Annotated in this window: 22 protein-coding genes and 1 pseudogene; 11 read left to right on the forward strand and 12 right to left on the reverse strand. The window is 71.6% G+C overall.

Annotation, left to right across the window (positions count from 1 at the left end):
• Positions 1-108: 108 nt before the first annotated feature.
• Positions 109-1,071, reverse strand: coding sequence for a GlxA family transcriptional regulator (locus OG259_RS22120; RefSeq protein ID WP_328943841.1), 963 nt, complete (start codon positions 1,069-1,071; stop codon positions 109-111).
• Positions 1,072-1,198: 127 nt separating this feature from the next.
• Between OG259_RS22120 and OG259_RS22125 the strand changes: the two genes are divergently transcribed.
• Complete coding sequence (locus OG259_RS22125) at positions 1,199-1,798, forward strand: MBL fold metallo-hydrolase (RefSeq protein ID WP_266893758.1); 600 nt, start codon at positions 1,199-1,201, stop codon at positions 1,796-1,798.
• 69 nt (positions 1,799-1,867) lie between these two features.
• The gene (locus tag OG259_RS22130) at positions 1,868-2,227 is read left to right on the forward strand and encodes a hypothetical protein (protein WP_328943842.1); all 360 of its coding nucleotides are present in this window, start codon (positions 1,868-1,870) and stop codon (positions 2,225-2,227) included.
• Positions 2,228-2,287: 60 nt separating this feature from the next.
• Here OG259_RS22130 and OG259_RS22135 read toward each other — a convergent pair whose 3' ends face one another.
• The 7 genes from OG259_RS22135 to OG259_RS22165 all read right to left on the reverse strand — a co-directional run bounded on the left by OG259_RS22135 (position 2,288) and on the right by OG259_RS22165 (position 6,300).
• Positions 2,288-2,572, reverse strand: a complete 285-nt coding sequence (locus OG259_RS22135) for an SCO5918 family protein (protein WP_328943843.1) — start codon at positions 2,570-2,572, stop codon at positions 2,288-2,290.
• 192 nt (positions 2,573-2,764) lie between these two features.
• Positions 2,765-2,968, reverse strand: coding sequence for a cold-shock protein (locus tag OG259_RS22140; RefSeq protein WP_055598357.1), 204 nt, complete (start codon positions 2,966-2,968; stop codon positions 2,765-2,767).
• Between the two features lie 573 nt (positions 2,969-3,541).
• A complete protein-coding gene (locus OG259_RS22145) occupies positions 3,542-4,039 on the reverse strand; it encodes an iron chaperone (protein WP_328943844.1) in 498 nt (165 codons plus the stop codon).
• A 97-nt stretch (positions 4,040-4,136) separates the two neighbouring features.
• The gene (locus OG259_RS22150) at positions 4,137-4,784 is read right to left on the reverse strand and encodes a glyoxalase (protein WP_328943845.1); all 648 of its coding nucleotides are present in this window, start codon (positions 4,782-4,784) and stop codon (positions 4,137-4,139) included.
• A gap of 5 nt (positions 4,785-4,789) precedes the next feature.
• A complete protein-coding gene (locus tag OG259_RS22155) occupies positions 4,790-5,236 on the reverse strand; it encodes a helix-turn-helix transcriptional regulator (RefSeq protein WP_328943846.1) in 447 nt (148 codons plus the stop codon).
• Positions 5,237-5,267: 31 nt separating this feature from the next.
• Positions 5,268-5,678, reverse strand: coding sequence for a VOC family protein (locus tag OG259_RS22160; RefSeq protein ID WP_328943847.1), 411 nt, complete (start codon positions 5,676-5,678; stop codon positions 5,268-5,270).
• A gap of 178 nt (positions 5,679-5,856) precedes the next feature.
• Positions 5,857-6,300 carry a hypothetical protein gene (locus OG259_RS22165; RefSeq protein WP_328943848.1) on the reverse strand — a complete coding sequence of 148 codons (444 nt, stop codon included), beginning with the start codon at positions 6,298-6,300 and terminating at the stop codon, positions 5,857-5,859.
• Positions 6,301-6,446: 146 nt separating this feature from the next.
• On the opposite strand from OG259_RS22165, the gene sigJ reads away from it, so the two are divergent.
• The gene (gene sigJ / locus OG259_RS22170) at positions 6,447-7,403 is read left to right on the forward strand and encodes an RNA polymerase sigma factor SigJ (RefSeq protein ID WP_328943849.1); all 957 of its coding nucleotides are present in this window, start codon (positions 6,447-6,449) and stop codon (positions 7,401-7,403) included.
• A gap of 138 nt (positions 7,404-7,541) precedes the next feature.
• On the opposite strand, the gene OG259_RS22175 is transcribed toward sigJ, so the two are convergent.
• Positions 7,542-8,204 (reverse strand): DNA-binding response regulator, encoded by a 663-nt coding sequence (locus tag OG259_RS22175; protein WP_328943850.1) that lies wholly within the window; start codon positions 8,202-8,204, stop codon positions 7,542-7,544.
• Positions 8,205-8,261: 57 nt separating this feature from the next.
• Here OG259_RS22175 and OG259_RS22180 point away from each other — a divergent pair, with 57 nt between their 5' ends.
• The 6 genes from OG259_RS22180 (at position 8,262) to OG259_RS22205 (ending at position 15,462) form a co-directional block, all read left to right on the forward strand.
• Complete coding sequence (locus OG259_RS22180; protein WP_328943851.1) at positions 8,262-9,146, forward strand: aldo/keto reductase; 885 nt, start codon at positions 8,262-8,264, stop codon at positions 9,144-9,146.
• A 104-nt stretch (positions 9,147-9,250) separates the two neighbouring features.
• Complete coding sequence (locus tag OG259_RS22185; protein WP_328943852.1) at positions 9,251-11,470, forward strand: MMPL family transporter; 2,220 nt, start codon at positions 9,251-9,253, stop codon at positions 11,468-11,470.
• 10 nt (positions 11,471-11,480) lie between these two features.
• The gene (locus OG259_RS22190; RefSeq protein WP_328943853.1) at positions 11,481-12,662 is read left to right on the forward strand and encodes a sensor histidine kinase; all 1,182 of its coding nucleotides are present in this window, start codon (positions 11,481-11,483) and stop codon (positions 12,660-12,662) included.
• A 5-nt stretch (positions 12,663-12,667) separates the two neighbouring features.
• Entirely contained in the window at positions 12,668-13,411 is a 744-nt protein-coding gene (locus OG259_RS22195; protein WP_443051995.1) for a response regulator, read from the forward strand.
• Between the two features lie 268 nt (positions 13,412-13,679).
• Positions 13,680-15,050 carry an FAD-binding oxidoreductase gene (locus tag OG259_RS22200; RefSeq protein ID WP_328943854.1) on the forward strand — a complete coding sequence of 457 codons (1,371 nt, stop codon included), beginning with the start codon at positions 13,680-13,682 and terminating at the stop codon, positions 15,048-15,050.
• Between the two features lie 184 nt (positions 15,051-15,234).
• Positions 15,235-15,462 carry a DUF6243 family protein gene (locus OG259_RS22205; RefSeq protein WP_328943855.1) on the forward strand — a complete coding sequence of 76 codons (228 nt, stop codon included), beginning with the start codon at positions 15,235-15,237 and terminating at the stop codon, positions 15,460-15,462.
• Positions 15,463-15,522: 60 nt separating this feature from the next.
• On the opposite strand, the gene OG259_RS22210 is transcribed toward OG259_RS22205, so the two are convergent.
• On the reverse strand, positions 15,523-16,224 hold the full coding sequence (locus OG259_RS22210) for a response regulator transcription factor (protein ID WP_328947147.1): 702 nt from the start codon (positions 16,222-16,224) through the stop codon (positions 15,523-15,525).
• 486 nt (positions 16,225-16,710) lie between these two features.
• Positions 16,711-16,812 (reverse strand): annotated as a pseudogene (locus tag OG259_RS22215) (hypothetical protein); the annotation flags it as partial.
• Between the two features lie 282 nt (positions 16,813-17,094).
• Here OG259_RS22215 and OG259_RS22220 point away from each other — a divergent pair.
• A complete protein-coding gene (locus OG259_RS22220; protein ID WP_328943856.1) occupies positions 17,095-17,901 on the forward strand; it encodes a GNAT family N-acetyltransferase in 807 nt (268 codons plus the stop codon).
• 64 nt (positions 17,902-17,965) lie between these two features.
• Here the strand turns inward: OG259_RS22220 and OG259_RS22225 are convergent, their stop codons facing one another.
• The gene (locus OG259_RS22225; RefSeq protein WP_328943857.1) at positions 17,966-19,396 is read right to left on the reverse strand and encodes an aminotransferase-like domain-containing protein; all 1,431 of its coding nucleotides are present in this window, start codon (positions 19,394-19,396) and stop codon (positions 17,966-17,968) included.
• Here OG259_RS22225 and OG259_RS22230 point away from each other — a divergent pair.
• Entirely contained in the window at positions 19,395-20,648 is a 1,254-nt protein-coding gene (locus OG259_RS22230; protein WP_328943858.1) for an aminotransferase class V-fold PLP-dependent enzyme, read from the forward strand. The genes OG259_RS22225 and OG259_RS22230 overlap by 2 nt on opposite strands.
• Positions 20,649-20,654: the final 6 nt, after the last annotated feature.

The following is a 20,654-nucleotide window of genomic DNA, read 5'->3' on the forward strand; positions in this document are numbered from 1 at the left end:
CGGGGACCTTCCACAAGCGGAGGGCGTCCGGAAGGGGGACCCCGGTGCGCGGACGCACCGGCTGGCCGGCTCGGCCCCGGCCCTGACGGCCGCGGCCCTGGTCCGCCCTCAGACGGTGGGCGTACGGGTGAAGGAACGGCGGTACGACCGGGGCGGCACGCCCCGGCGGCGTACGAACTGGGCGCGCAGCACCGCCGCGCTCCCGAAGCCGACCGCCCGGGCGATCTCCTCGACCGGGAGGTCCGTGGTCTCCAGGAGCTCCTCGGCGCGGCCGAGGCGCAGGGAGAGCAGCCACGCGTGCGGGGTGGTGCCCGTGGAGGCCGCGAACCGGCGGGCGAAGGAGCGGCGGCTCATCAGCGCCCTGCGCGCCAACTCCGCTACGGGAAGTGGTTCGTGGAGGTGTTCCCGGGCCCAGGCGAGGACGTCGGTGAGCCGCTCGTCCCGACTGTCCTCGGGTACGGGAGTGGCGAGGTACTGGGCCTGGCCGCCGTCCCGGTGGGAGGGCAGCACCAGGTCCCGGGCGATGGCGTTGGCCGTGGTGGCCCCGTACTCCCGGCGCAGCAGGTGCAGGCAGAGGTCGAAGCCCGCGGCGGCGCCCGCGCCCGTGACGATCGGGCCCTGGTCGATGTAGAGGGCGTCGGGTTCGACGGTGACGTCCGGGTGGCGCTCGGCCAGGAGCCCGGCGAACCGCCAGTGCGTGGTGGCCCGCCGCCCGTCGAGCAGTCCGGCCGAGGCGAGCGCGAACGCGCCGACGCAGTGGGCCGCGACGAGCGCCCCGCGCGCGTGCGCGGCGGTCAGCGCGTCGAGCACGGCGGGCGCCGGGGGCGTACGGAACTCCGCCCAGGGCAGGGCGATCACCAGGTCGGCACCGGCGAGCCGGTCGAGACCGTGCTCGACCACGAGCGGCAGCCCGACATCGGTGCGGACCTTGCCCGGCCGGTCGGTGCAGAGGGCGAAGTCGAAGAGCGGGAGTCCTCCGCCGCGCGCGTCGAACACCTCGGAGACGATGCCGGCGCCGAGCATGCCGACCCCGTGCGGGGCGTAGGCGGCGACGGTGACGAAGGGCGGCATGGCGCCGAGTCTGACACGCGCGGCACTGACGGTGACGGTGACGGTGTACGGCGAGTGGCACGATTCCCGCGATCAGTGGCAGCACGGCCACTCGTGAGGGAGCGCGCCGCACAGAAGACTTGGGGGCATGACGAACCACGACGCACCGAGCGGCCGCACCGCCACCTTCACGATCCTGACCACCGGCTACACGCTCTCCACCGGCCCCGGAGTGGCCGCCACCGTCTCCTACGTGCGGGACGGCGACCGGCATGTGATCGTCGACCCCGGCATGGTGGCGAGCCGCGACCGGATCCTCGGCCCGCTCGCCGAGCTCGGCCTCGGCCCCGACGACATCACCGATGTGGTGCTCAGCCACCACCACCCGGACAACACCATGAACGTCGGCCTCTTCGGCCGGGCCCGTGTCCACGACCACAAGGCGATCTACGAGAACGACCAGTGGACCGACCGCGACGCCGAGGGCCACGAGCTGGCCCCGTCGCTGCGGCTGATCCGTACCCCCGGCCACAGCCCCGAGGACATCACTCTCCTCGCGGGCACCGACACGGGCGTCGTCGCCTTCGTGGGCGACCTGTGGTGGCGGCCGAACGGCCCGGTGGAGGACCCGGTGGCCCCCGACCACACCGTCCTCAAGGACTCCCGCCTCCGCGTCCTGGCCACGGCCGACGTGATCGTCCCGGGCCACGGCCCGGCGTTCCCGGCGGACGACACGGCGCCGCTCTAGCGGGCACGGGTCCGGCCGGGGGCGCGGGAAGGGGGCCGGGGGAGGGGGCGCCGCCTAGAATCGACTTCCATGTCGAAGCCTGACGAGCTGCTCGTTGACATTGCCGCCACGGTGGAGTCCGGGCAGAGCAATCAGATGTCCATGACGGTGGTCGTGGGGGGTGTGGTCCTCACCGGTCGGCTGGCCCCGGAGGCCCTGTGGCGACAGCGGGTGTCGGAGGTCCTGACGGACTCGGCCCGCCTGGGTGAGTTCTCCGGCATCTTCAGTCCCTCCGAACGGAAGGACGAGCCACCCACCCACCTGCACTTCCACCTCGCCCGGATCCTCCAGGGCACGGTGGGTATCCCGGAGACCGGCGGAATGTACCGGGTCGCCCTGGAGGACGTCAGCGCCTGGACGGTCGGCGACTTCAGCTACTTCGACCACTGAGGCCGGCGCCGGCCTCGCCACTGCCCCCGCCAGTGGCTCCGCGGACGGCTCCGCGGACGGTCAGAAGGTCGTCTCGGAGGTCGGCTCGGACGGCGAGGACTGCTCCGCGGCGCTGACCGTGAGGCAGGTGAAGCCGAGCTTGGTCATGGCACGCACGACCTCGCCGACGCTGAAGTCACGGCGGTCCTGGCGGGTGACGACCTCGCCCACCTGCTTCACGGGGTACTGGCGGCGCCCGATGACGACGACATCCCCGACGGCGGGCTCGGGCTTGACGCCCTTCATCGATTCGATGACACCGGCTTTGGTGAGTTCGAAGGGGAAGCGAGCGATGACACAGCGCATGGTGACTCCTGCGGAGAAGTGGTCCAGAGGGGGGCCGGCCAGGAAATTCCCGCAGCCGATGAGGTACTGAAGCCTGAGGTACTGAGGGTACGGCGGTACTGCGAGGTACTGAGGGTTGCAAAGAGCTGAGGCCCGCACCCCAAAGGTGCGGGCCTCAGCTCGTCAGCTTGTGCTACGCGTCAGCGCCTGGTGTCAGGCGGGGACGATGTTCTCGGCGGTCGGGCCCTTCTGGCCCTGCGCGATGTCGAAGCTGACCTTCTGGCCTTCCTGCAGCTCACGGAAGCCGGAGGAGGCGATGTTCGAGTAGTGGGCGAAGACGTCGGGGCCGCCACCGTCCTGCTCGATGAAGCCGAAGCCCTTTTCCGAGTTGAACCACTTCACGGTGCCAGTCGCCATGCCAAATTCTCCTTCGGGGCAGTGCTCGGAGCGCACGCGGTGCGCACTCCGTGTCGCTGCGATGATCGCCCCGCCCGGAAAAAGCCCGGAAATGAAAAAGGGTGCCCAGCGCGCCGGAAAAACCGGAAGGGCACTCGTACGTTCGGGACCCACAACTGCAACTGATATCGACAGTAGCACGATGGGACGGAGCGTGCGGGGTGAAGATTTCGCGCGGCCCCATCCCGTGTGTTTACATGACAAATTTTCACCGCGCGTAGCTTCGAATTCTCACGGGGCGATCTCGGATATTTGCCCACGTGGAGCAGGGGCCGGGCGGGGCCTCGGCGCCGTGACCCGGGCCGCGTCCTCCGGCCGACGGCCGGGTCCTCCCGGGCGGGTCGTCACGGCGACACCCGCGCGACGCGGAAGACCCGCCACGACCGCCGCTCTCAACACCCCTGCTCGCGCGGCCCGTTCCGCTCCCGGCCGCACTCCCGTACTCCTGCTCGCGCCGCGCGTTCCGCTCCCGTACCCCCGCCTGCACCGCCCGCTCGCCCGCCGCACTCACGTACCGCCTGAGCGTCGGTGGTGTCAGCCGACGGCCTTCTCGATCAGCGCGGCGATCCGGGTCTCGTCGGCGACGCTGAGCTCGGTCAGGGCGTAGCTGGTCGCCCACAGGGCGCCGTCGTCGAGCTGCGCCAGGTCGCTGAAGCCGAGCGTGGCGTAACGGGACTTGAACTTCTGCGCGCTCTGGAAGAAGCAGACGACCTTGCCGTCCTTGGCGTACGCGGGCATCCCGTACCAGGTCTTCGGTGCCAGGCCGGGGGCGTGCTCCTTGACGATCGCGTGGATCCGCTCGGCGAGGACACGGTCGGCGTCCGTCATCTCGGCGATCTTCGCCAGAACATCGGCCTCCCCGTCGGCCTTGGCCGAGCGCGAGACGCGCCGCGCGGGGCTCTTGAGCTCCTTGGCGCGCTCCTTCATCGCGTCCCGCTCTTCCTCGGTGAAGCCGTCGTACTTCGCACCGCTCTCGCCCTCGGCGGCGGTGCCGGTGCTGGTGCTCTTGGTGGACGACCGCGTGTTCGACATGACGGGGTTCCTCTCACAAGGCTGGCTGGGGATGAGGTGGGAGCTTGAAAATGGAGCTGGAGCTGGAGCTGGACGGGGGAGGGTTACCGCGTACGGGTCAGGACGCGGCGGCCACGGAAGCGGCCTCCCAGGTGAACCCGTCCGGGTCGGTGAAGGCACCGGTGCCCTCGCCGGCGAGCACGATCCGGTGGGATCCCTCGCCGTCGACGGGGACGCCGACGTCCTTGGCGAGCGCGCGGCGCCCGTACAGGGCGAGCTTGACCGGGCTGCCTTCGGCGGCGGCGAACTCGACGTACTTGCGGCCGAAGCTCTTCGCGACGGTCAGTCCGTGCTCGACGTAGAACTTCTTGGTCTCGGCGACGTCGGTGGCTCCGAGGAGGAGCACGAACGATTCGACGTGGCCGGTGGCCGGGCCGGTGTCCTTCTTCGCCGAGGTGGCGACCTTCCAGATGGTGCCGTCCGGGGCCTGGAACACGCCGCCGTAGCCCCAGAAGGACTTCGCGGCCGGCTTGAGCGAGGTGGCGCCTGCGGCGAGGGCCGCGTCCACGATGTGCCGGACGTCGGCCGGCTGGGACACCGTGAGCGAGAGCGAGAACCCGCGGAAGCCCGTGGTCGGCACGTCCGAGGCCCGCAGGCGCACATGGGCACCGAGGCCGGAGGCGGTGTGGAAACGCTCGGCGGCCGAGAGGTCGGCCACCTCGATCGTGACGGCGGCGATGGCGTTGGTGAGGTCGTTGGCGTTCATGGGATTCACGCTAGTTGCGGGGTGGTGACCGGTGCTTCTCGATTCCTGACCGGTCGGGTGACCTGCTTCGCGACGCACGACGGCAGCCCCGCCTCACCATCCGCGACCTGGCGTTTGTAGACGCTGGGCGACACGCCGACGAGCTCGGTGAAGCGGGTGCTGAAGGTGCCGAGCGAGGAGCAGCCGACCGTGAAGCAGACGTCGGTGACGCTGAGCTCGCCCCGCTGGAGCAGGGCCATGGCCCGCTCGATGCGCCGTGTCATGAGGTACGAGTACGGGGCCTCGCCGTACGCCTGCTTGAACTGGCGGCTGAGGTGCCCGGCCGACATGTTCACCCCGCGGGCGAGCGCCTCGACGTCCAGCGGTTGCGCGTATTCCCGGTCGATCCGGTCGCGTACGCGGCGCAACCGCGCCAGATCACTCAGGCGCTGCGCCTCGGTCAGTGCGCTCATCCACGCAGGATGACACATGAGGGGAATCCTTTCAGCGGAGCTGCTGGACCCGGACGAGGTTGCCCGCGGGATCGCGGAAGGCGCAGTCGCGCACGCCGTACGGCTGGTCGGTCGGCTCCTGGACCACCTCGACGTCCCCGGCCTGCACCTTCTCGAAGGTGGCGTCGAGGTCGGGGGTGGCCAGCAGGATCCAGCCGTAGGTGCCCTTGGCCATCATCTCGGCGATGGTGCGCCGCTCGGCCTCGGTGACCCCCGGGTCGGCGCCGGGCGGCGCGAGCAGGATCGACGTACCGGGCTGACCGACGGGTCCGACGGTGATCCACCGGGTCCTGCCCTGCCCGACGTCGCTGCGCACCTCGAAGCCGAGGGCGTCGCGGTAGAAGGCGAGGGAGGCGTCGGGGTCGTCGTGCGGGAGGACGGTGGTGTGAATGGTGATGTCCATGCCCACAACGCTAGTTGGGGGAGATCGCCCCCGCTTCTCGATTCCTGACGAATGTGGATGTCGGGCACTCCCGCCGACGCCCCTCGGTCACGCTCACTGACGCCCTCGGTCTCCCTCGCCGACGCGCTCCGGGCACCCTCGCCGACGCCCCGGTCGCCGCTTCGCCGGACGCCCCCGGTCACCCCCTCGCCGGACGCATCCGCTGGAGCGCCACCCGACCGAGATCGAGCAGGCTCAGACCGAACATCAAGACGCCGAGCGGAAGATGAACCTCCATCACATGGTTGACGCCCATGACCACTTGCAGGGTCCCGAGGGCGAGGAAGCCGGTCGCGTAGAGGATCGGCCGGGCCGGGCCGCCGCCCGGCCGCCAGGCCAGGATCGCGGCGAGCAGGTACAGCATCGACATCGCGTACATGCCCTTGGACCCGAGGTCGTGCACGGTCGATCCGACCTCTGATGAGGACACCGCCATCCCGGCCGTGACCGCCTGGAAGAAGATGCCCACCGTCTGCAGGGCGATCGAGACGCGCACGAACCCCGCGAACCGGCCGTCGCGCCGCTCCGCCCCCGCCGATGCCGTCATCGATGCCGCCGTCTCCGTCGTCGTCCGCGTGGCCATGATGATCCCGTCCTTCCGCTGCCGGTCGCTCTCTCGACAGCCCGACGACGCAGCCACCGAGAATGTGAGGTGGCATACCGGGGTTACGGAGTGATGCGCGTCTCACCGATCATGGCGAGCGCGCATCGAACGAGGGGGCAACCACCATGAGCAGCCGTACGGAACCAGAACCCGGGCTCGTGCCCGTACCCGCCCGGCCCGAGGGCGAGTACCGGCAGTTGATCAATGTCGCCTACCGGCTGCTCGGCTCCCTGGCCGAGGCGGAGGACGCCGTTCAGGAGGCCTTCGCCCGCTGGTACGCCATGTCGGACCGGCAGCAGGAGGCCATCGAGTCCCCCGGCGCCTGGCTGACGACGGTGGTCGGCCGCATCTGCCTCGACGTACTCGGCTCGGCGCGGGCCCGGCGCGAACGCTATGTGGGCGAGTGGGTGCCGGAGCCGTTGCCGGACTCCAGGGAATGGGCGACCGGACGGCCGGGCGACAGCGGGGCCGACCCCGCCGACCGGATCGCCCTGGACGAGTCGGTCGACATGGCCTTCCTCGTCGTCCTCGAATCCATGACCCCCGCCGAACGGGTCGCGTTCATCCTGCACGACGTCTTCCGGTACGCCTTCACCGAAGTGGCCACGATCGTCGGCCGCACCCCCGCGGCCTGCCGGCAGCTCGCCTCGTCGGCCCGCCGCCGCGTCGGCGCGGCCCGGCCCCCGGAGCCACCGACCGGCCTGCAGGCGCGTGTCATCAAGGACTTCAAGCAGGCGTGGGAGACCCAGGACATCGCCGCGCTCGTCGGCCTGCTCAACCCGGACGCCACGATGGTCGCCGACGGCGGCGGTCTGGTCGGCGCGGCGCTCCGCCCGATCGTCGGTGCCGGGGAGATCGCCCGCTACATCGTCGGGATCGGCGACCAGGTGCCCGGAATGAAGCTCCTGGTGCGCTCGGTCAACGGCCGTCCCGGTCTGGTGGCCCAGCGCGGTGGCGCCACCGTGACGGTGGCGGCCTTCGGCCTCGCGGGCGACCGGATCACGCACATCTGGGCGGTCCGCAACCCGGAGAAGCTCCAGCCGTGGGCCGCACCGGAGGACACGGCCGTACGGGATCGGTGACCGGCGTCTCGGTACGCGGGCGAGCGGACGTACCGGTCCCGGGCCTGGGAGCGGAAGGACGGGAGCGGAAGGCCGGGGAGCGGAAGGACGGGAGCGGAAGGCAGAGGAGCGGAAGGCCGGGGAGCGGAGGCGGACCGGTCACGTGTCCGAGCGGTGGCCGAGGACCTCGCGGGCCCGGAGGCCGGCCTGGAAGCGGGAGCGGGCGTTCAGGGCGGTCATCAGGGAGGCGACGCGGCGCCGGTAGGTGCGCAGGGACACTCCGAGGAGGCGGGACGCCGTCTCGTCGGTGTGGCCGGCCGCCAGGGATCGCAGTACGGCCCGGTCGGCGTCGCCGAGGTGGGGGAACGGGGTGCGGCGGTAGACGGCGAGGTCCGTCGCGGTCTCCCAGGCCGTCTCGAACAGGGCTCGCACCCCGGCCACCACGTCCGGCTCCTGGACGACGCTGTACGTACGGGGTCCTCCCGCGGCGGGCCGTGGGGCCGCGAGGACGGCGAGGCGCCGGTCGACGACGATCGCCTCGCGGGCCGGGGGAGCGGGCGAGATCCGGATCTCCGCACCGGCCCCGACGAGGAGGTCGAGCAACTCCCGTCCGCCGGAGGCCCGGAAGACGTCGGGCCCGTACAACTTGCGTATCACCAGGCCCGGTACGGGTGTGCGACGGGAACCCGTGGCCGCCGCCGACCAGGTCCCGGGTTCCCCGGCCGCGCAGAGGAACTCCCGCCGCACACCGTCGAAGAGGGCGCCCGCGCGCCGCATCAGCTCGTTCTCGCCCCGCAGCGTCACGATGCTCTTCGTCGTCATGGCACCAAACTGCCAGCCGTTCGTCTCCGGCACGAGCGGTCCCGAGGATCTGGAGGCATGACCACGATCCATGAGAACGCCTCCTCCGCCTTCCTCCTCGGCGGAGACCTTCCCGTCGCCCGCATGGGCTTCGGCGCCATGCGGCTCCCGGCCCGGGAGATCGCCGGCCCCGCGAACGATCCGGCCACCTCGGCGGCCGTACTGCGGCGGGCCGTCGAGCTCGGGGTGAACCACATCGACACCGCCTGGTTCTACTTCCACGGCGGCCTCTCGGCGAACGACCTGATCCGCCGCACCCTGCACCCCTACGCCGAGGACCTGGTCCTGGCGGCCAAGGTCGGCCCGGTCCGCCACCCCGACGGCGGCCGGGGCGCCCCGGCCGGGCCCCGCGAGCTGGCCGCCGGCGTCCGCCGCACGCTCGGTGAACTCGGCCTCGACCGCCTCGACCTCGTCTACCTGAGGCTCCAGCCCGACGAGGACGGCGGCGAGGCCGGGCCGCTCGCCGAGCGGTTCGGCGCGCTCGCCGCCCTGCGCGAGCAGGGCCTGATCCGGCACCTCGGCCTCAGCAACACGACCACCGAACAGCTCACCGAGGCGCAACGCATCGCCCCGGTGGCGGCCGTACAGAACCTGTACGGGCTGTTCCACCGCCCGGACCCGGCCGTCCTCGCCGCCTGCACCCGCCAGAACATCGCCTTCGTCCCGTTCTTCTCCCTGGAAAGCCTGGGCCGCCCGGAGCCCGCCGAACCGCTCAGGCGCATCGCCGCCCGACACGGCGTCTCCCCCGCCCGGATCAAACTCGCCTGGACGATGGCCCGGTCACCCGTCGTCCTTCCGATCCCCGGCACGTCCTCGGTGGCCCACGTGGAGGACAACATCGCAGCGGCCGCCCTGACCCTCACCAAGGCCGACCTGGCCGAGCTCGACGCGCTGCCCCACTGAGTCGGTTCGGCCATGCGGGCCCGTCGTGTCCACCGACTGGTGGACACCGGGTTCAACCGGTCGAGGCTGATGGGAGGAAGGGCCCGCGGACGAGCATCTGAGGCATGAGAAATCGACCGGTTCGTTTGGCCCGTTGGAGTGCCCGGCACCCGTGGAGCGCGATCATCGGGTGGTTCGTCTTCGTCGTTCTGTGCCTCGGCGCAGGCATCGCGTCCGGCAGCAACGCGGCGACCACCAAGGACTTCTGGGTCGGGGAGGCGGGGCACGCCGAGGCGATGGCGACCGAGGGCGGTCTCCAACGCCGGCCCACCGAGCACGTCCTGATCCGCGCGAAGTCCGGTCCGCTGGACCCGGAGGCGGCCGGTGCCGCGGTCCGTGAGCTCACCGACCGGATGGCCGGGCTGCCGGAGGTGGACAGCGTGGCCGCCCCGGTCCGCTCGAAGGACGGCAGCACCCTGCGCGTGACCGTGGTCCTGAAGGGCGCCGAGCTGGAGGGGCGGAAGAACGTCGTCCCGCTCCTCGAACAGACGGCGAAGGTGGCCGCCGGCCACCCCGGCCTGGTCGTGGAAGAGTCCGGATCGCCCGCCATCAGCAAGGGCGTCAACGATCAGCGCTCGGACGACCTCGCGCTCTCGGAACGCATCACCCTGCCGGTCACCCTCGTCATCCTGCTGATCGTCTTCGGCTCGGTGGTCATGGCCGGTGTGCCGCTGCTCCTCGCACTCTCCTCGATCGCCGCCACCATAGGCCTGGCCATGCTGGCCTCCCACGCCCTCCCCGACGCCGGCGTCGGGACCAACATGATCCTGCTCATCGGCCTGGCCGTGGGCGTCGACTACACGCTCTTCCACCTCAAGCGCGAACGCGAGGAACGGGCCCGCGCCGAAGGCCGGCTCAGCCCCGAGGCACTGGTGGAGCTCGCGGCGGCCACGGCCGGCCGCGCCATCGTGGCATCCGGCCTCGCGGTGATCGTCTCCACCGCGACGCTCTACCTGGCCACGGACGTCATCTTCTCCTCGCTGGCGACGGGCACGATCCTGGTCGTGGCGGTCGCCGTGGCCAGTTCCCTGACCGTGCTCCCCGCGCTGCTCGTGAAGATCGGCCACCGTACCGAGCGCCGTGCCGCCAAGAAGGCCGCGCGGCGGGCGAGCCGGGGCGAGCCGGTGCGTACGAAGCCGGTGAAGCCGGAGAACGGCAGGGTGTTCACCGCCCTGCTGCGCCCCGCGCGGCGGCACCCCGCGATCACCCTGTGCGTATCCGTACTGCTCATGCTCGGCATCGCGGCCCCCGCGCTCGGCATGAAGCTCATCGACCCCGGCAAGGACACCTTCTCCCGCGACATCCCGGCCATGCAGGTCTACGACCGGCTGACCGCGAAGTTCCCGGAGCTCCTGGTCAAGCACGAGGTCGTGGCCCGCTCCACCCCCGACCGGGCACCGCAGGTCCGGCAGGCGCTGGTGGAACTGGGCCGGCGGGCCCAGACGGACCCGCTCTTCGCCCGGAACGCCGAGCCGACGGTGCGCACCTCGGCCGACGGCCGGACCAGCGTGCTCGAACTGGCCGTCCCCCACCCCGCGCCCTCCGCCCCGGCGATCGAGTCGCTCCACCGCCTCCGCGAGGTGCATCTGCCCGCCACGGTCGGCACGCTGCCCGGCGTGGAGACGGCGGTGAGCGGTGACGTGGCCCGCGGCCAGGACTATGTGGAGCACGAGAACGGCAAGCTGCCGCTGGTCATCGGGGCCCTTCTGCTGCTGACCTTCCTCATGACCGTCTGGGCCTTCCGCTCGGTGGTGATCGCCCTGATCGGCGTCCTCCTCAACCTGCTCTCCGCCGCCGCCGCGCTCGGCGCGCTGGTCCTGGTCTTCCAGGGAACGTGGGCGGAGAACCTGCTGGACTTCGACTCCCTCGGGGCGATCGCGTCGCGCGTACCGCTCTTCCTCTTCGTGATCCTCTTCGGGCTGTCGATGGACTACCAGGTGTTCGTGGTCAGCCGGATCAAGGAGGCGATGGACACCGGGACGACGGCCCGCGCGGCGGTACTGGACGGCATCGGCCGCTCGGCCAAGGTGGTGACGAGCGCGGCGATGGTGATGGTCACGGTGTTCGCGGCCTTCGTCTTCCTGCACCTCACCGAGATGAAGCAGATGGGCTTCTGCCTGGCGGTGGGGGTCCTGCTGGACGCAGTGATCATCAGGATGATGATCCTGCCGTCGCTCCTGCTGCTCCTCGGCGAGCGGGCCTGGTGGCCACGGCGACCCACGCCGAGGCCCGTGGAGACGCCCGCCGCTCCCGAAGCCGCTCTCCCCGTCCGCTCCGGTGCGTAATCTGACGATCATGCTTCAACGACCGCAGCGCGGCGACCCGTTATGGATCTGGGCACTCCACGGGTGGGAGGGGCTGTCCTGGGCGCTCATCGCCCTCGTCACCCTGATCACCGTCGTGGGCGACGCTCCGACGACGACGAAGGTCGGGGTACCGGTACTGGTGGGCGTCCTGGCCCTCGGCTACGCGCTCGTGCGCTGCCGCCCCGAGAACCCTCTGCTTCGCCCGTACGGCTATCTGGGCGTCCTCGTGGCAGCGCTGGGCGGTCTCTCGTACGTCGGCGACGGCCTCGGGGTCTTCTACACCGTGATGCTCGCGCAGTTCGTCGTCTTCGCGGACAGCCTCAAGGCGGCGGTCGTCTCCTCGGGTCTCGGCGCGGCGGCGATCACGGTCGGCGGCACCCTGCGGGAAGGCCGGCGCTTCGACGTCCTGTTCACCAACACCGTCTCCTCCCTCGCGGTGTTCGCGGTCGGCGTCCTGATCGCGGTGGTGACGCCCCGGGCCCTGGCACTGCGGGACGAACGGGCCCGGCTGAGAGCGGACTTGAGGTCCGCCCAGCTGGAGCTGGTCGAGGCGTACCAGCGCCAGGGCGCCGCGGAGGAGCGCGAGCGCCTCGCCCGGGAGATCCACGACACCCTCGCCCAGGGCTTCGCCTCCATCATCGTGCTGGCGGAGGCGGCCCGGTCCGGGCTCGCCGTGGCCCCCGACAGAAGCGCCCAGCAGCTGCAGTCCATCGAACAGACCGCCCGGGAGAACCTCGCCGAGGCCCGCGTCCTCGTCGGCGCGGCCCCCCGCAGCGGCGTGGCCGCCGGATCGGTCGCGACGACGCTCCGCCGCACCTTGGACCGGTTCACCGAGGACACCGGGCTCATCGTCACGGCGGAGCTGGCGGACCTCGCGTGCGACCAGCCGACGCGGGTCGCCCTGCTGCGGTGCACGCAGGAGTCCCTGGCCAACATCCGCAAGCACGCGGACGCCTCCACGGTCGGCGTCGTCCTCGCGCGCCACCGGAACGGCGTCGAGCTGGAGATCACCGACGACGGACGCGGGTTCGTCGTCGAGGAGTCCCAGGGCTTCGGCCTGGACGGCATGCGCAAGCGCCTCGCCGAATTCGGCGGCGATCTCACCGTCACCAGCTCGCTCGGCGACGGGACCCGGATCCTCGCCATGATCCCCATGAACGGCCAGGTGTGACAGACATGACGGCGACTGAGCCCACGAGCGCGAGCGCGAGCACGAGTACGAGCGGGAGTACGGCCACAACCGCGACCACGGCCACAACCGCGACCGCGACCACGGCCACGAGCCAAGGGCGCCGCCTGCGCGTCGTCCTGGCCGACGACCATACGGTGATGCGTGCCGGACTTGTCGCGCTGCTGGCTTCCGAGCCCACCATCGACATCGTCGGCGAGGCGGGAGACGGCCGCGAGGCCGTACGGCTCGTCGAACAGCTCGACCCGGATGTGGTGCTCCTCGACCTGCGGATGCCCGTACTCGACGGTGTGGGCGCCACCACCGAGATCGTCGGAAGCGGCGCGCGGACCCGGGTCCTCATCCTGACCACGTACGACACCGACGCGGACATCGAGCGGGGCGTCGAGGCGGGGGCCACCGGCTATCTCCTCAAGGACGCCACCCGTGACCAGCTGGTCGAAGCCATCCACTCCGCCTCCCGGGGCGAAACCGTCCTCGCCCCGCGCGTCGCGCAACGGCTCGTGGCCAGGATGCGCCGGCCCGTGCCCGTGGCACTCACCGCGCGGGAGGCCGACGTGCTGCGCGCGGTCGCCGACGGATTGTCCAACGCGGAGATCGGCCGGCGTCTCTTCATCGGAGAGGCCACGGTGAAGACCCATCTCCTGCGGATCTTCGCGAAGCTCGACGTCGGCGACCGCACGCGCGCCGTGGTCGTGGCGATGAACAGCGGGCTGCTGGAGCAGCGCTAGCCCGGCAGGGAACACACGAAAGCCCCGGGTCGCAGACCTGGGTCGGTGTCATGGGACGGCCTCCGCGGATCTCGGGTTGAGGCCTCGCGCCACAGGCGTAGCGTGGAAGGGGCCGAGCTCGGTGAGCAGGGTGCGTGGCTGGGTGTGACATCCCACAGAGAGCCCGGCTGTCCGCACGATGCCCGCCCGAGCCCGCCCTGATGCCCGCTTCCGGTGTCGCGCCCTCGCCGGCGGAGCCGGCGGGGTAGAGGCACGAGGAGCGATCGCTATGGGCAAGCTCTCGATCGAGCAGTTGCGTGAACGGGTCCGCGGGGCGGTCACCACCCCTGAAGACGATGGCTACGACGCGGCACGCGAGGTCCGCAACGCCATGATCGACAGGAGGCCGGCCGCCGTCGCGCGCTGCGTCAACGCGGGCGACGTCATGGCCGCGGTCGACTTCGCGCGGGAGAACGAGGTCGACCTGGCGGTGCGTGGCGGCGGGCACAGCGTGCCCGGCTTCGGTACCTGCGACGGCGGCGTCGTGGCCGATCTGTCGGGGATGCGCGGCGTGCGGGTCGACCCCGTGCGGCGGACGGCACGCGCCGAAGGCGGCGCGACCTGGGGTGACTTCAACGCGGCGACGCACGCCTTCGGCCTGGCGACGACCGGGGGGATCATCTCGACCACCGGTGTCGGCGGGCTCACCCTGGGTGGCGGCATCGGCTATCTCGCCCGCGGACTCGGCCTGAGCTGCGACAACCTGATCTCCGCCGACGTGGTGACCGCGGACGGGAGGCTGCTCGTCGCGAACGAGGAGGAGAACGACGACCTGTTCTGGGCCCTTCGCGGAGGCGGCGGAAACTTCGGCGCGGTGACCTCCTTCGAGTTCCGGCTCAGCCCCGTCAAGGACATCTACGGCGGGCCGCTCCTCTACGAGCTGGAGGACGCCGCCACCGTGCTGCGCTCCTTCGCCGACTACATCGCCGACGCGCCGGAGGAACTCGGCGGCTTCCCGGCCTTCCAGCTGGCCCCGCCGCTCCCGTTCATCCCGGAGAACCGGCACGGCGACCCGTTCGTCCTGATCGTGGCGTGCTGGGCGGGGCCGCTGGACGAGGGGCCGCGCGCCCTCCAGGCCTTCCGCGACTTCGCGCCGGTGGTCGCCGAGCACGTCGGCCCCATGCCGTATCCCGCGCTCAACAGCGCCTTCGACGCGCTGGTGCCGCCCGGCCTCCAGCACTACTGGAAGGCCAACTTCGTGACCGACCTCAGCGATGCCGCGATCGAGGCGCACATGCGGTACGGGCCACGCCTGCCGGCCGTGAACTCGACGGTCCACATCTACCCCATCAACGGTGCCTGCCACCGTGTCGCACCGGACGCGACGGCCTTCGCCTACCGGGACGCCTCGTTCGCCACCGTCATCGCCGGCATGTGGCCCGACCCGTCCGCGAACGAGGCCAACATCGCGTGGGTCCGCGACTACTACGAAGCGACCGCCCCCCACTCGGAGGAAGGCGGATACATCAACTTCATGGCCGACGACGACCAGGACCGGATCAGGGCCAATTACAGGACCAACTACGACCGCCTCGTCGAGGTCAAGCGGAAGTACGACGCAGGGAACCTGTTCCACCTGAACCAGAACATCAAGCCCTAGGGGGGCGGCGTAGAGCTTGGTGTGCCGGGCCGACGGAACCGGGTAACGTCATTGTCATGTTCTTCCAGACGCCGATTCACGAGTGAGAGTGTGATGGGCCCCCGCTGACGTCCCTGGACGTCGCCGCGCCCGTCCCCCCACCGACGAATCCGTACATCACTTCGCATCTTCACCGGGAGAGCCCATGACCGTGAGCAAGAACATCAACAACCCCGTGGGCCAGGGCGGCGGCCAGCGCAAGAGGCTGTCCCGCGCCGAGCGGCAGAACAACGGTCCGCACCGCAACCTCGACCGCAAGGGTGCCGCCGACCAGAAGGCGGAGCTGGTGCGCAAGATGCGCGAGAAGGCAGGCGCGGCCGAGGGCACGGCCGAGGGTGCGGGGCAGACGGGCGAGGACACCGCACGGAGCTGACGGACACACCGCCGCCGTGCGGGACTCCGCAGGACGACGCCGCCGCTGCGCGGTCGGCGTTCACAGGCCGCCGTCGGAGGCCGACACCACTCCCGACTCGTACGCCGCGATCACCAGCTGGGCGCGGTCGCGGGCGGCCAGCTTGGACAGCAGACGGCCGATGTGAGTCTTCACGGTGCCCATGCTCAGATGCAGGCGCGCCGTGATCTCGTCGTTCGACAGGCCCCGCGCGATCAGCTTCAGGACCTCGCGCTCCCGCTCCGTCACCCCGGTCAGAAGGGCGGGGCGGTGATTCCGGACCGGGTCCTGGTCCGAGTCCCGGTCCGGGCGGCGGGCGAACTCCTCGATGAGCCGGCGGGTCACCGACGGAGCCAGCAGGGAGTCGCCCGTGGCGACGACCCGGATGGCGGCGAGCACCTCCGCGGGCGGGGCGTCCTTGAGGAGGAAGCCCGCAGCGCCGGCCCGCAGCGCCGCGTAGACGTACTCGTCGAGGTCGAACGTGGTCAGGATCAGTACCCGTGCGCCGGCGGTCTCCGGGGATCCACAGATCTGCCGGGTCGCCTCGATGCCGTCCATGACCGGCATCCGGACGTCCATCAGGACCACGTCCGGTCGGTGCAGGCGCGCGAGCTCGACGGCCTCCGCCCCGTCGCCCGCCTCTCCCACGGCGGTGAGGCCGGGTTCGTTCTCGACGAGGATCCGGAAGGAACCGCGCAGCAACACCTGGTCGTCGACGACCAGCACCCGGGTCGCGTCCGTCATGCGTTCCTCCTCACGCCGTCCTGCGGCAGGCGGGCGGAGACCGCGAAGCCTCCCCCGGGGCGCGGGCGCGGGCCCGCGCTGAACGTCCCGCCGTACATCATGGCCCGCTCCCGCATGCCGACCAGGCCGTGCCCCCCCGACCCGCTCGGTGTCGGCGCCCCGCACGCCGTCGTCCGTGACATCGATCCGCACCTCGCGCAGGTCGACCTCGACCGTCACCCGGCAGCGTGCGGGGGCCGCGTGCTTCACCACGTTGGTGAGGGACTCCTGCACGATCCGGTGAACGGCCAGGGTGATGCCGGCGGGCAGGCCGGCGTCCGGGACCCGGACGTCCAACTCGACTTCCACGCCCGCCTGTCGTGCCTGATCGGCCAGCCGGTCGAGCGCGTCGAGGTCGGGCGCCGGGCTCAGCGGGGCGGTGGCCGAGTCGGTGCGCAGCACGCCCAGGGTGCGACGCATCTCGGTCATGGCGGCCCGGCTGGTCTGTTCGATGACGCGCAGCGCATCCACGGCCTCCTCGGGGCGGCGCTGGGCGACATGCCCGGCGACGCCCGCCTTCACCGCGATCAGGCTGAGGCTGTGCGACACGATGTCGTGCAACTCCCGTGCGATGCGCAGCCGTTCCTCGGCGATGGCGTGTTCGGTGCGGCGGGCGGCCTGGTCTGCTTGCCGGGCGCGGTGGGCGCGTACCGCGAAGCCCGCCGTCCAGCCGCCGCCGAGGACCAGCCAGACGATGGCGGCGACGCCGACGGCCCCGCTCCAGGTCTCGGCGGGGGATTCCTCGGGCCGTGGCGCGGGCCGAAAGTGGCCCAGTCGAAGCGCACGGAATTGGCCTGTGTGAAGGGTCAACTGCGCACTACCGTAAGCGCAATGACAACAAGATCTACTTCTGCCGACCAGGCCACGCCCACGTCCGCGCCCACGTCCGCGACCCCGTCCACGTCGGTGGCCTTGGCCGATGCGCCGATGCGTCAGGCCCGTAACTCCGCCGCCCTGTGGATCGCGACCGGCCGGTCCCGGGGGCATGAGGTCGTCCGGCGCCGCGGATTCGTCGCGGTCGACGGCGGCGAGCGTGCCGGCATGCGGGTCCTGATTCAGGAGTCCGACCTCGACCCGGGCGAACTGGCCGAGTTGAGCGAGCTGGTTCGGCGGGCCGCGGGCCCGGTGAACGCCGAGGATCCGTTCAGCTCGACGGACCTGAACCATCTGGGCATGCGCAACTGGCAGATGCCGGTCATGCTGCGCCTGCCCGGGCCCGTCGGCGAACCGGCGCTGGACGTGATCCGGGTAGAGCGGTCCGAGGACCTCCAGGTGGCCGAGCGGATCGTGATCGAGGGCTTCGAACTGGCCGGATTCGAGCCCCACCGCCCCGGCGAGCTGTTCCCGATGGCGCTGATCGGGCAGTCGGGCGTGGACGTGTTCGTCGCCCTGCACGACGGCGTGGCCGCGGGAGCCTGCGTCAGCGTCGTGGACGACGGCATCGGCGGCCACTACTGGGTCGCCACGTCGACGGCCTTCCGTTCGCGTGGCGTCGGGAGGGCCGTCATGCTCGGAGCCCTCGCCCACGTGGCGGACCTGCCGGTCACCCTCACCGCTTCGAAGCTGGGCAGGCCGCTGTACGAGTCCCTGGGCTACACCGTCGCGGCGCCCTCGACCTGGTGGGCCTCTGCTTCGTGACACCGTCGCGGTAGAGCCCGCCGGCTCGCCGACAGAGGTCCGGACGACGAAGTCCTCCGGCGCCTCACTCTTCCCGCTTCGGGCCGAGATCCAGGAGCGCGGCTCCCAGCCGGCGTACCCCCTGCGTCAGCTCCGCGTGGTCGGCCGCGGCGGCGAACCCGATGCGCAGGTGGGCGGCCGGCGGCTCCGTGGCGAAGTAGCGGCTGCCGGCGCTCACGGCGACGCCACGCTGCCGGGCGGCGCTCGTGAGGACGGCGTCGTCCACGCCGGGCGGCAGACGGACCCACAGGTGCAGGCCCCCGGTCGGCAGCCCGGACAGGGTCGCGCCCGGGATCTCCTCGCCGACCGCGGCGGCCAGCACGGCGCACCGCTCGCGCAGCGCCGTACCGAGAGAGCGGACGTGCCGGTCCCAGGACGGGGAGCTGAGCACTTCCAGCGCGGCTTCCTGGAGCGGGCGCGTGACGAAGAAGTCGTCGACCAGGCGCACCGCCCGCATGCGCTCCATGACCGGCCCGCGGGCCACGAGTGCCCCGATCCGCAGGCTCGGTGCGGCGGGCTTGGTGAGTGAGGTGACGTGGACGACCGTGCCGTCGCGGTCATCGGCGACCAGCGGTCGCGGCACGGCGCCGCCGTGTCCCAGGTGCCGCGCGAAGTCGTCCTCGATCACGAACGCGCCCGAGGCGCGCGCCACATCGAGGATCTGACGGCGACGGTCGGGCGCCAGGACCGTGCCGGTCGGGTTCTGGAAGGTCGGCTGGCAGTACAGCAGCCGTGCGCCGGTCATCGCGAACGCGTCGGCCAGCAGGTCGGGCCGCAGTCCGTCGGCGTCGAGCGGGACCGGCACCGGCCGTAGTCCCGCGGCGCGGGCGGCGGTCAGGGCGCGCGGATAGGTGGGCGACTCCACCAGGACCGGGCTGCCGGGTCCGGCGATGGCCCGGAACGCGATCGACAGGGCGCTCTGTCCGCCGGCGGTGACCAGGACGTCCTGCGGTGCCACGCTGCCGCCGACGATGCGGGCGAACGCGGTGCGCAGCGCCGTCAGACCGCCGGCCGGGGCGCGGTCCCAGGCGTCCGGACGGCGTGCTGCCCGCGCCAGCGCCGCGCTCAGGGCCCGGGTGGGTTGGAGCGAGCGGTGCACGTAGCCGCCGTCCAGGGAAATCGTCCCGGCCGGTGGAGGTCCGAGCGGGTCGGCGATCAGGTGCGTGTCGACGGCGCGGTCCGTGAGGGCGACCGTCTGCCAGTCGGTGTTGGCGCCGGTGTCGGAGCCCTCGTCGCGGAGCCGGGTGCGCTGCGCGACGTACGTCCCGCTGCCCGGGCGGGTCACCACCGCCCCCTCCGCGGCCAGTGCGGCGATGGCCCGTGCCACGGTCGCGGGGCCGACCCGGTACTCCTTGATCAGCTCGCGGCTGCTCGGCAGTCGGTCGCCGGGCGAGAGCCGGGAGAGCAGTGTCCGAAGGCTGTCGGCCAACTCACCAGAAGTGCTACCGTCATTCATGAGAGAGAAGAATAGCGCTACTGGCCCTGGTTCAGAAGCACTTCAGCTGGACGTCGCCGCTCTGCGGGCCGACACCCCGGGGTGCCGGAAGGTCATCCACTTCAACAACGCGGGCTGCGGCCTGCTGGCCACCCCCGTACTCGACGTGATGGTCGGCCATCTGAACCTCGAAGCACGGATGGGCGGTTACGAGGCGTCGGCCGCCCGCGCCACCGAAGTGCGCGCGTTCTACACGGAGATCGCCGCCCTCATCAACACCACGCCCGACAACATCGCCTTCGCGGGCAGCGCCACGCATGCCTACGCCAACGCCCTGTCCTCGATCCCCTTCGAGGCCGACGACGTCATCCTCACGACCCGTGACGACTTCGTCTCCAACCAGATCGCCTTCCTGTCCCTGCGCAAGCGATTCGGCGTACGCATCGTCCACGCACCCGACACCCCCGACGGGGGCGTCGACGTGGAGGCGATGGCCGCCCTGATGCGCACCCACCGGCCCCGCCTGGTGTCCGCCACCCATGTCCCCACCAACTCGGGACTCGTCTCGCCGATCGCCGAGATCGGCCGGCACTGCCGGGAGCTGGACCTGCTCTACCTGGTGGACGCGTGCCAATCGGTGGGCCAGTTCGTCATCGACGTGGAGGAGATCGGCTGCGACCTCCTCACCGCCACCTGCCGCAAATTCCTCCGCGGCCCGCGCGGCTCCGGATTCCTGTACGTATCCGATCGCGTCCTGCGGGCGGACTACGAACCGCTGTTCATCGACATGCACGGCGCCCGCTGGACCGCGCCGGGCGCGTACGAGCCCGCCCCGACGGCGGCCCGGTTCGAGGAATGGGAGTTCCCCTACGCCACGGTGCTCGGCAGCGCCGCCGCGACGCGCTACGCCCGCGAGGTCGGCATCGAGGCCATCGAGCAGCGCACACCCGCGCTCGCGGCCCGGCTGCGCGACCGGCTCGCACTCGTCCCGGGGGTGCGGGTGCTCGACCGCGGTCCGCGACTGGCCGCGCTCGTCACCTTCGCGGTGGAGGGCTGGCAGCCCCAGCCGTTCAAAGCGGCCATGGACGCCCGCGGCATCAACTCGGCGCTCAGCTTCCGCGAGTTCGCGCAGTTCGACTTCGGGGACAAGGGCATCGAATGGTGTCTGCGCCTGTCTCCGCACTACTACAACACCGAGGAGGAGGTGGACCACGTCGCCGACGCGGTCGCCGACCTCGTCCGCCAGGCACCCGACCGCCGACGGGGACGGTGACGGCGC

The organism is Streptomyces sp. NBC_00250, from assembly GCF_036192275.1.
Lineage (GTDB): Bacteria > Actinomycetota > Actinomycetes > Streptomycetales > Streptomycetaceae > Streptomyces.

Bases quoted from the DNA above. Each gene is read 5' to 3' on its own strand.
- OG259_RS22120 (WP_328943841.1), bottom strand. From the start codon at position 1,071: ATGCCGCCCTTCGTCACCGTCGCCGCCTACGCCCCGCACGGGGTCGGC.
- OG259_RS22125 (WP_266893758.1), top strand. From the start codon at position 1,199: ATGACGAACCACGACGCACCGAGCGGCCGCACCGCCACCTTCACGATC.
- OG259_RS22130 (WP_328943842.1), top strand. From the start codon at position 1,868: ATGTCGAAGCCTGACGAGCTGCTCGTTGACATTGCCGCCACGGTGGAG.
- OG259_RS22135 (WP_328943843.1), bottom strand. From the start codon at position 2,572: ATGCGCTGTGTCATCGCTCGCTTCCCCTTCGAACTCACCAAAGCCGGT.
- OG259_RS22140 (WP_055598357.1), bottom strand. From the start codon at position 2,968: ATGGCGACTGGCACCGTGAAGTGGTTCAACTCGGAAAAGGGCTTCGGC.
- OG259_RS22145 (WP_328943844.1), bottom strand. From the start codon at position 4,039: ATGTCGAACACGCGGTCGTCCACCAAGAGCACCAGCACCGGCACCGCC.
- OG259_RS22150 (WP_328943845.1), bottom strand. From the start codon at position 4,784: ATGAACGCCAACGACCTCACCAACGCCATCGCCGCCGTCACGATCGAG.
- OG259_RS22155 (WP_328943846.1), bottom strand. From the start codon at position 5,236: ATGAGCGCACTGACCGAGGCGCAGCGCCTGAGTGATCTGGCGCGGTTG.
- OG259_RS22160 (WP_328943847.1), bottom strand. From the start codon at position 5,678: ATGGACATCACCATTCACACCACCGTCCTCCCGCACGACGACCCCGAC.
- OG259_RS22165 (WP_328943848.1), bottom strand. From the start codon at position 6,300: ATGGCCACGCGGACGACGACGGAGACGGCGGCATCGATGACGGCATCG.
- sigJ (WP_328943849.1), top strand. From the start codon at position 6,447: ATGAGCAGCCGTACGGAACCAGAACCCGGGCTCGTGCCCGTACCCGCC.
- OG259_RS22175 (WP_328943850.1), bottom strand. From the start codon at position 8,204: ATGACGACGAAGAGCATCGTGACGCTGCGGGGCGAGAACGAGCTGATG.
- OG259_RS22180 (WP_328943851.1), top strand. From the start codon at position 8,262: ATGACCACGATCCATGAGAACGCCTCCTCCGCCTTCCTCCTCGGCGGA.
- OG259_RS22185 (WP_328943852.1), top strand. From the start codon at position 9,251: ATGAGAAATCGACCGGTTCGTTTGGCCCGTTGGAGTGCCCGGCACCCG.
- OG259_RS22190 (WP_328943853.1), top strand. From the start codon at position 11,481: ATGCTTCAACGACCGCAGCGCGGCGACCCGTTATGGATCTGGGCACTC.
- OG259_RS22195 (WP_443051995.1), top strand. From the start codon at position 12,668: ATGACGGCGACTGAGCCCACGAGCGCGAGCGCGAGCACGAGTACGAGC.
- OG259_RS22200 (WP_328943854.1), top strand. From the start codon at position 13,680: ATGGGCAAGCTCTCGATCGAGCAGTTGCGTGAACGGGTCCGCGGGGCG.
- OG259_RS22205 (WP_328943855.1), top strand. From the start codon at position 15,235: ATGACCGTGAGCAAGAACATCAACAACCCCGTGGGCCAGGGCGGCGGC.
- OG259_RS22210 (WP_328947147.1), bottom strand. From the start codon at position 16,224: ATGACGGACGCGACCCGGGTGCTGGTCGTCGACGACCAGGTGTTGCTG.
- OG259_RS22220 (WP_328943856.1), top strand. From the start codon at position 17,095: ATGACAACAAGATCTACTTCTGCCGACCAGGCCACGCCCACGTCCGCG.
- OG259_RS22230 (WP_328943858.1), top strand. From the start codon at position 19,395: ATGAGAGAGAAGAATAGCGCTACTGGCCCTGGTTCAGAAGCACTTCAG.
- OG259_RS22225 (WP_328943857.1), bottom strand. From the start codon at position 19,396: ATGAATGACGGTAGCACTTCTGGTGAGTTGGCCGACAGCCTTCGGACA.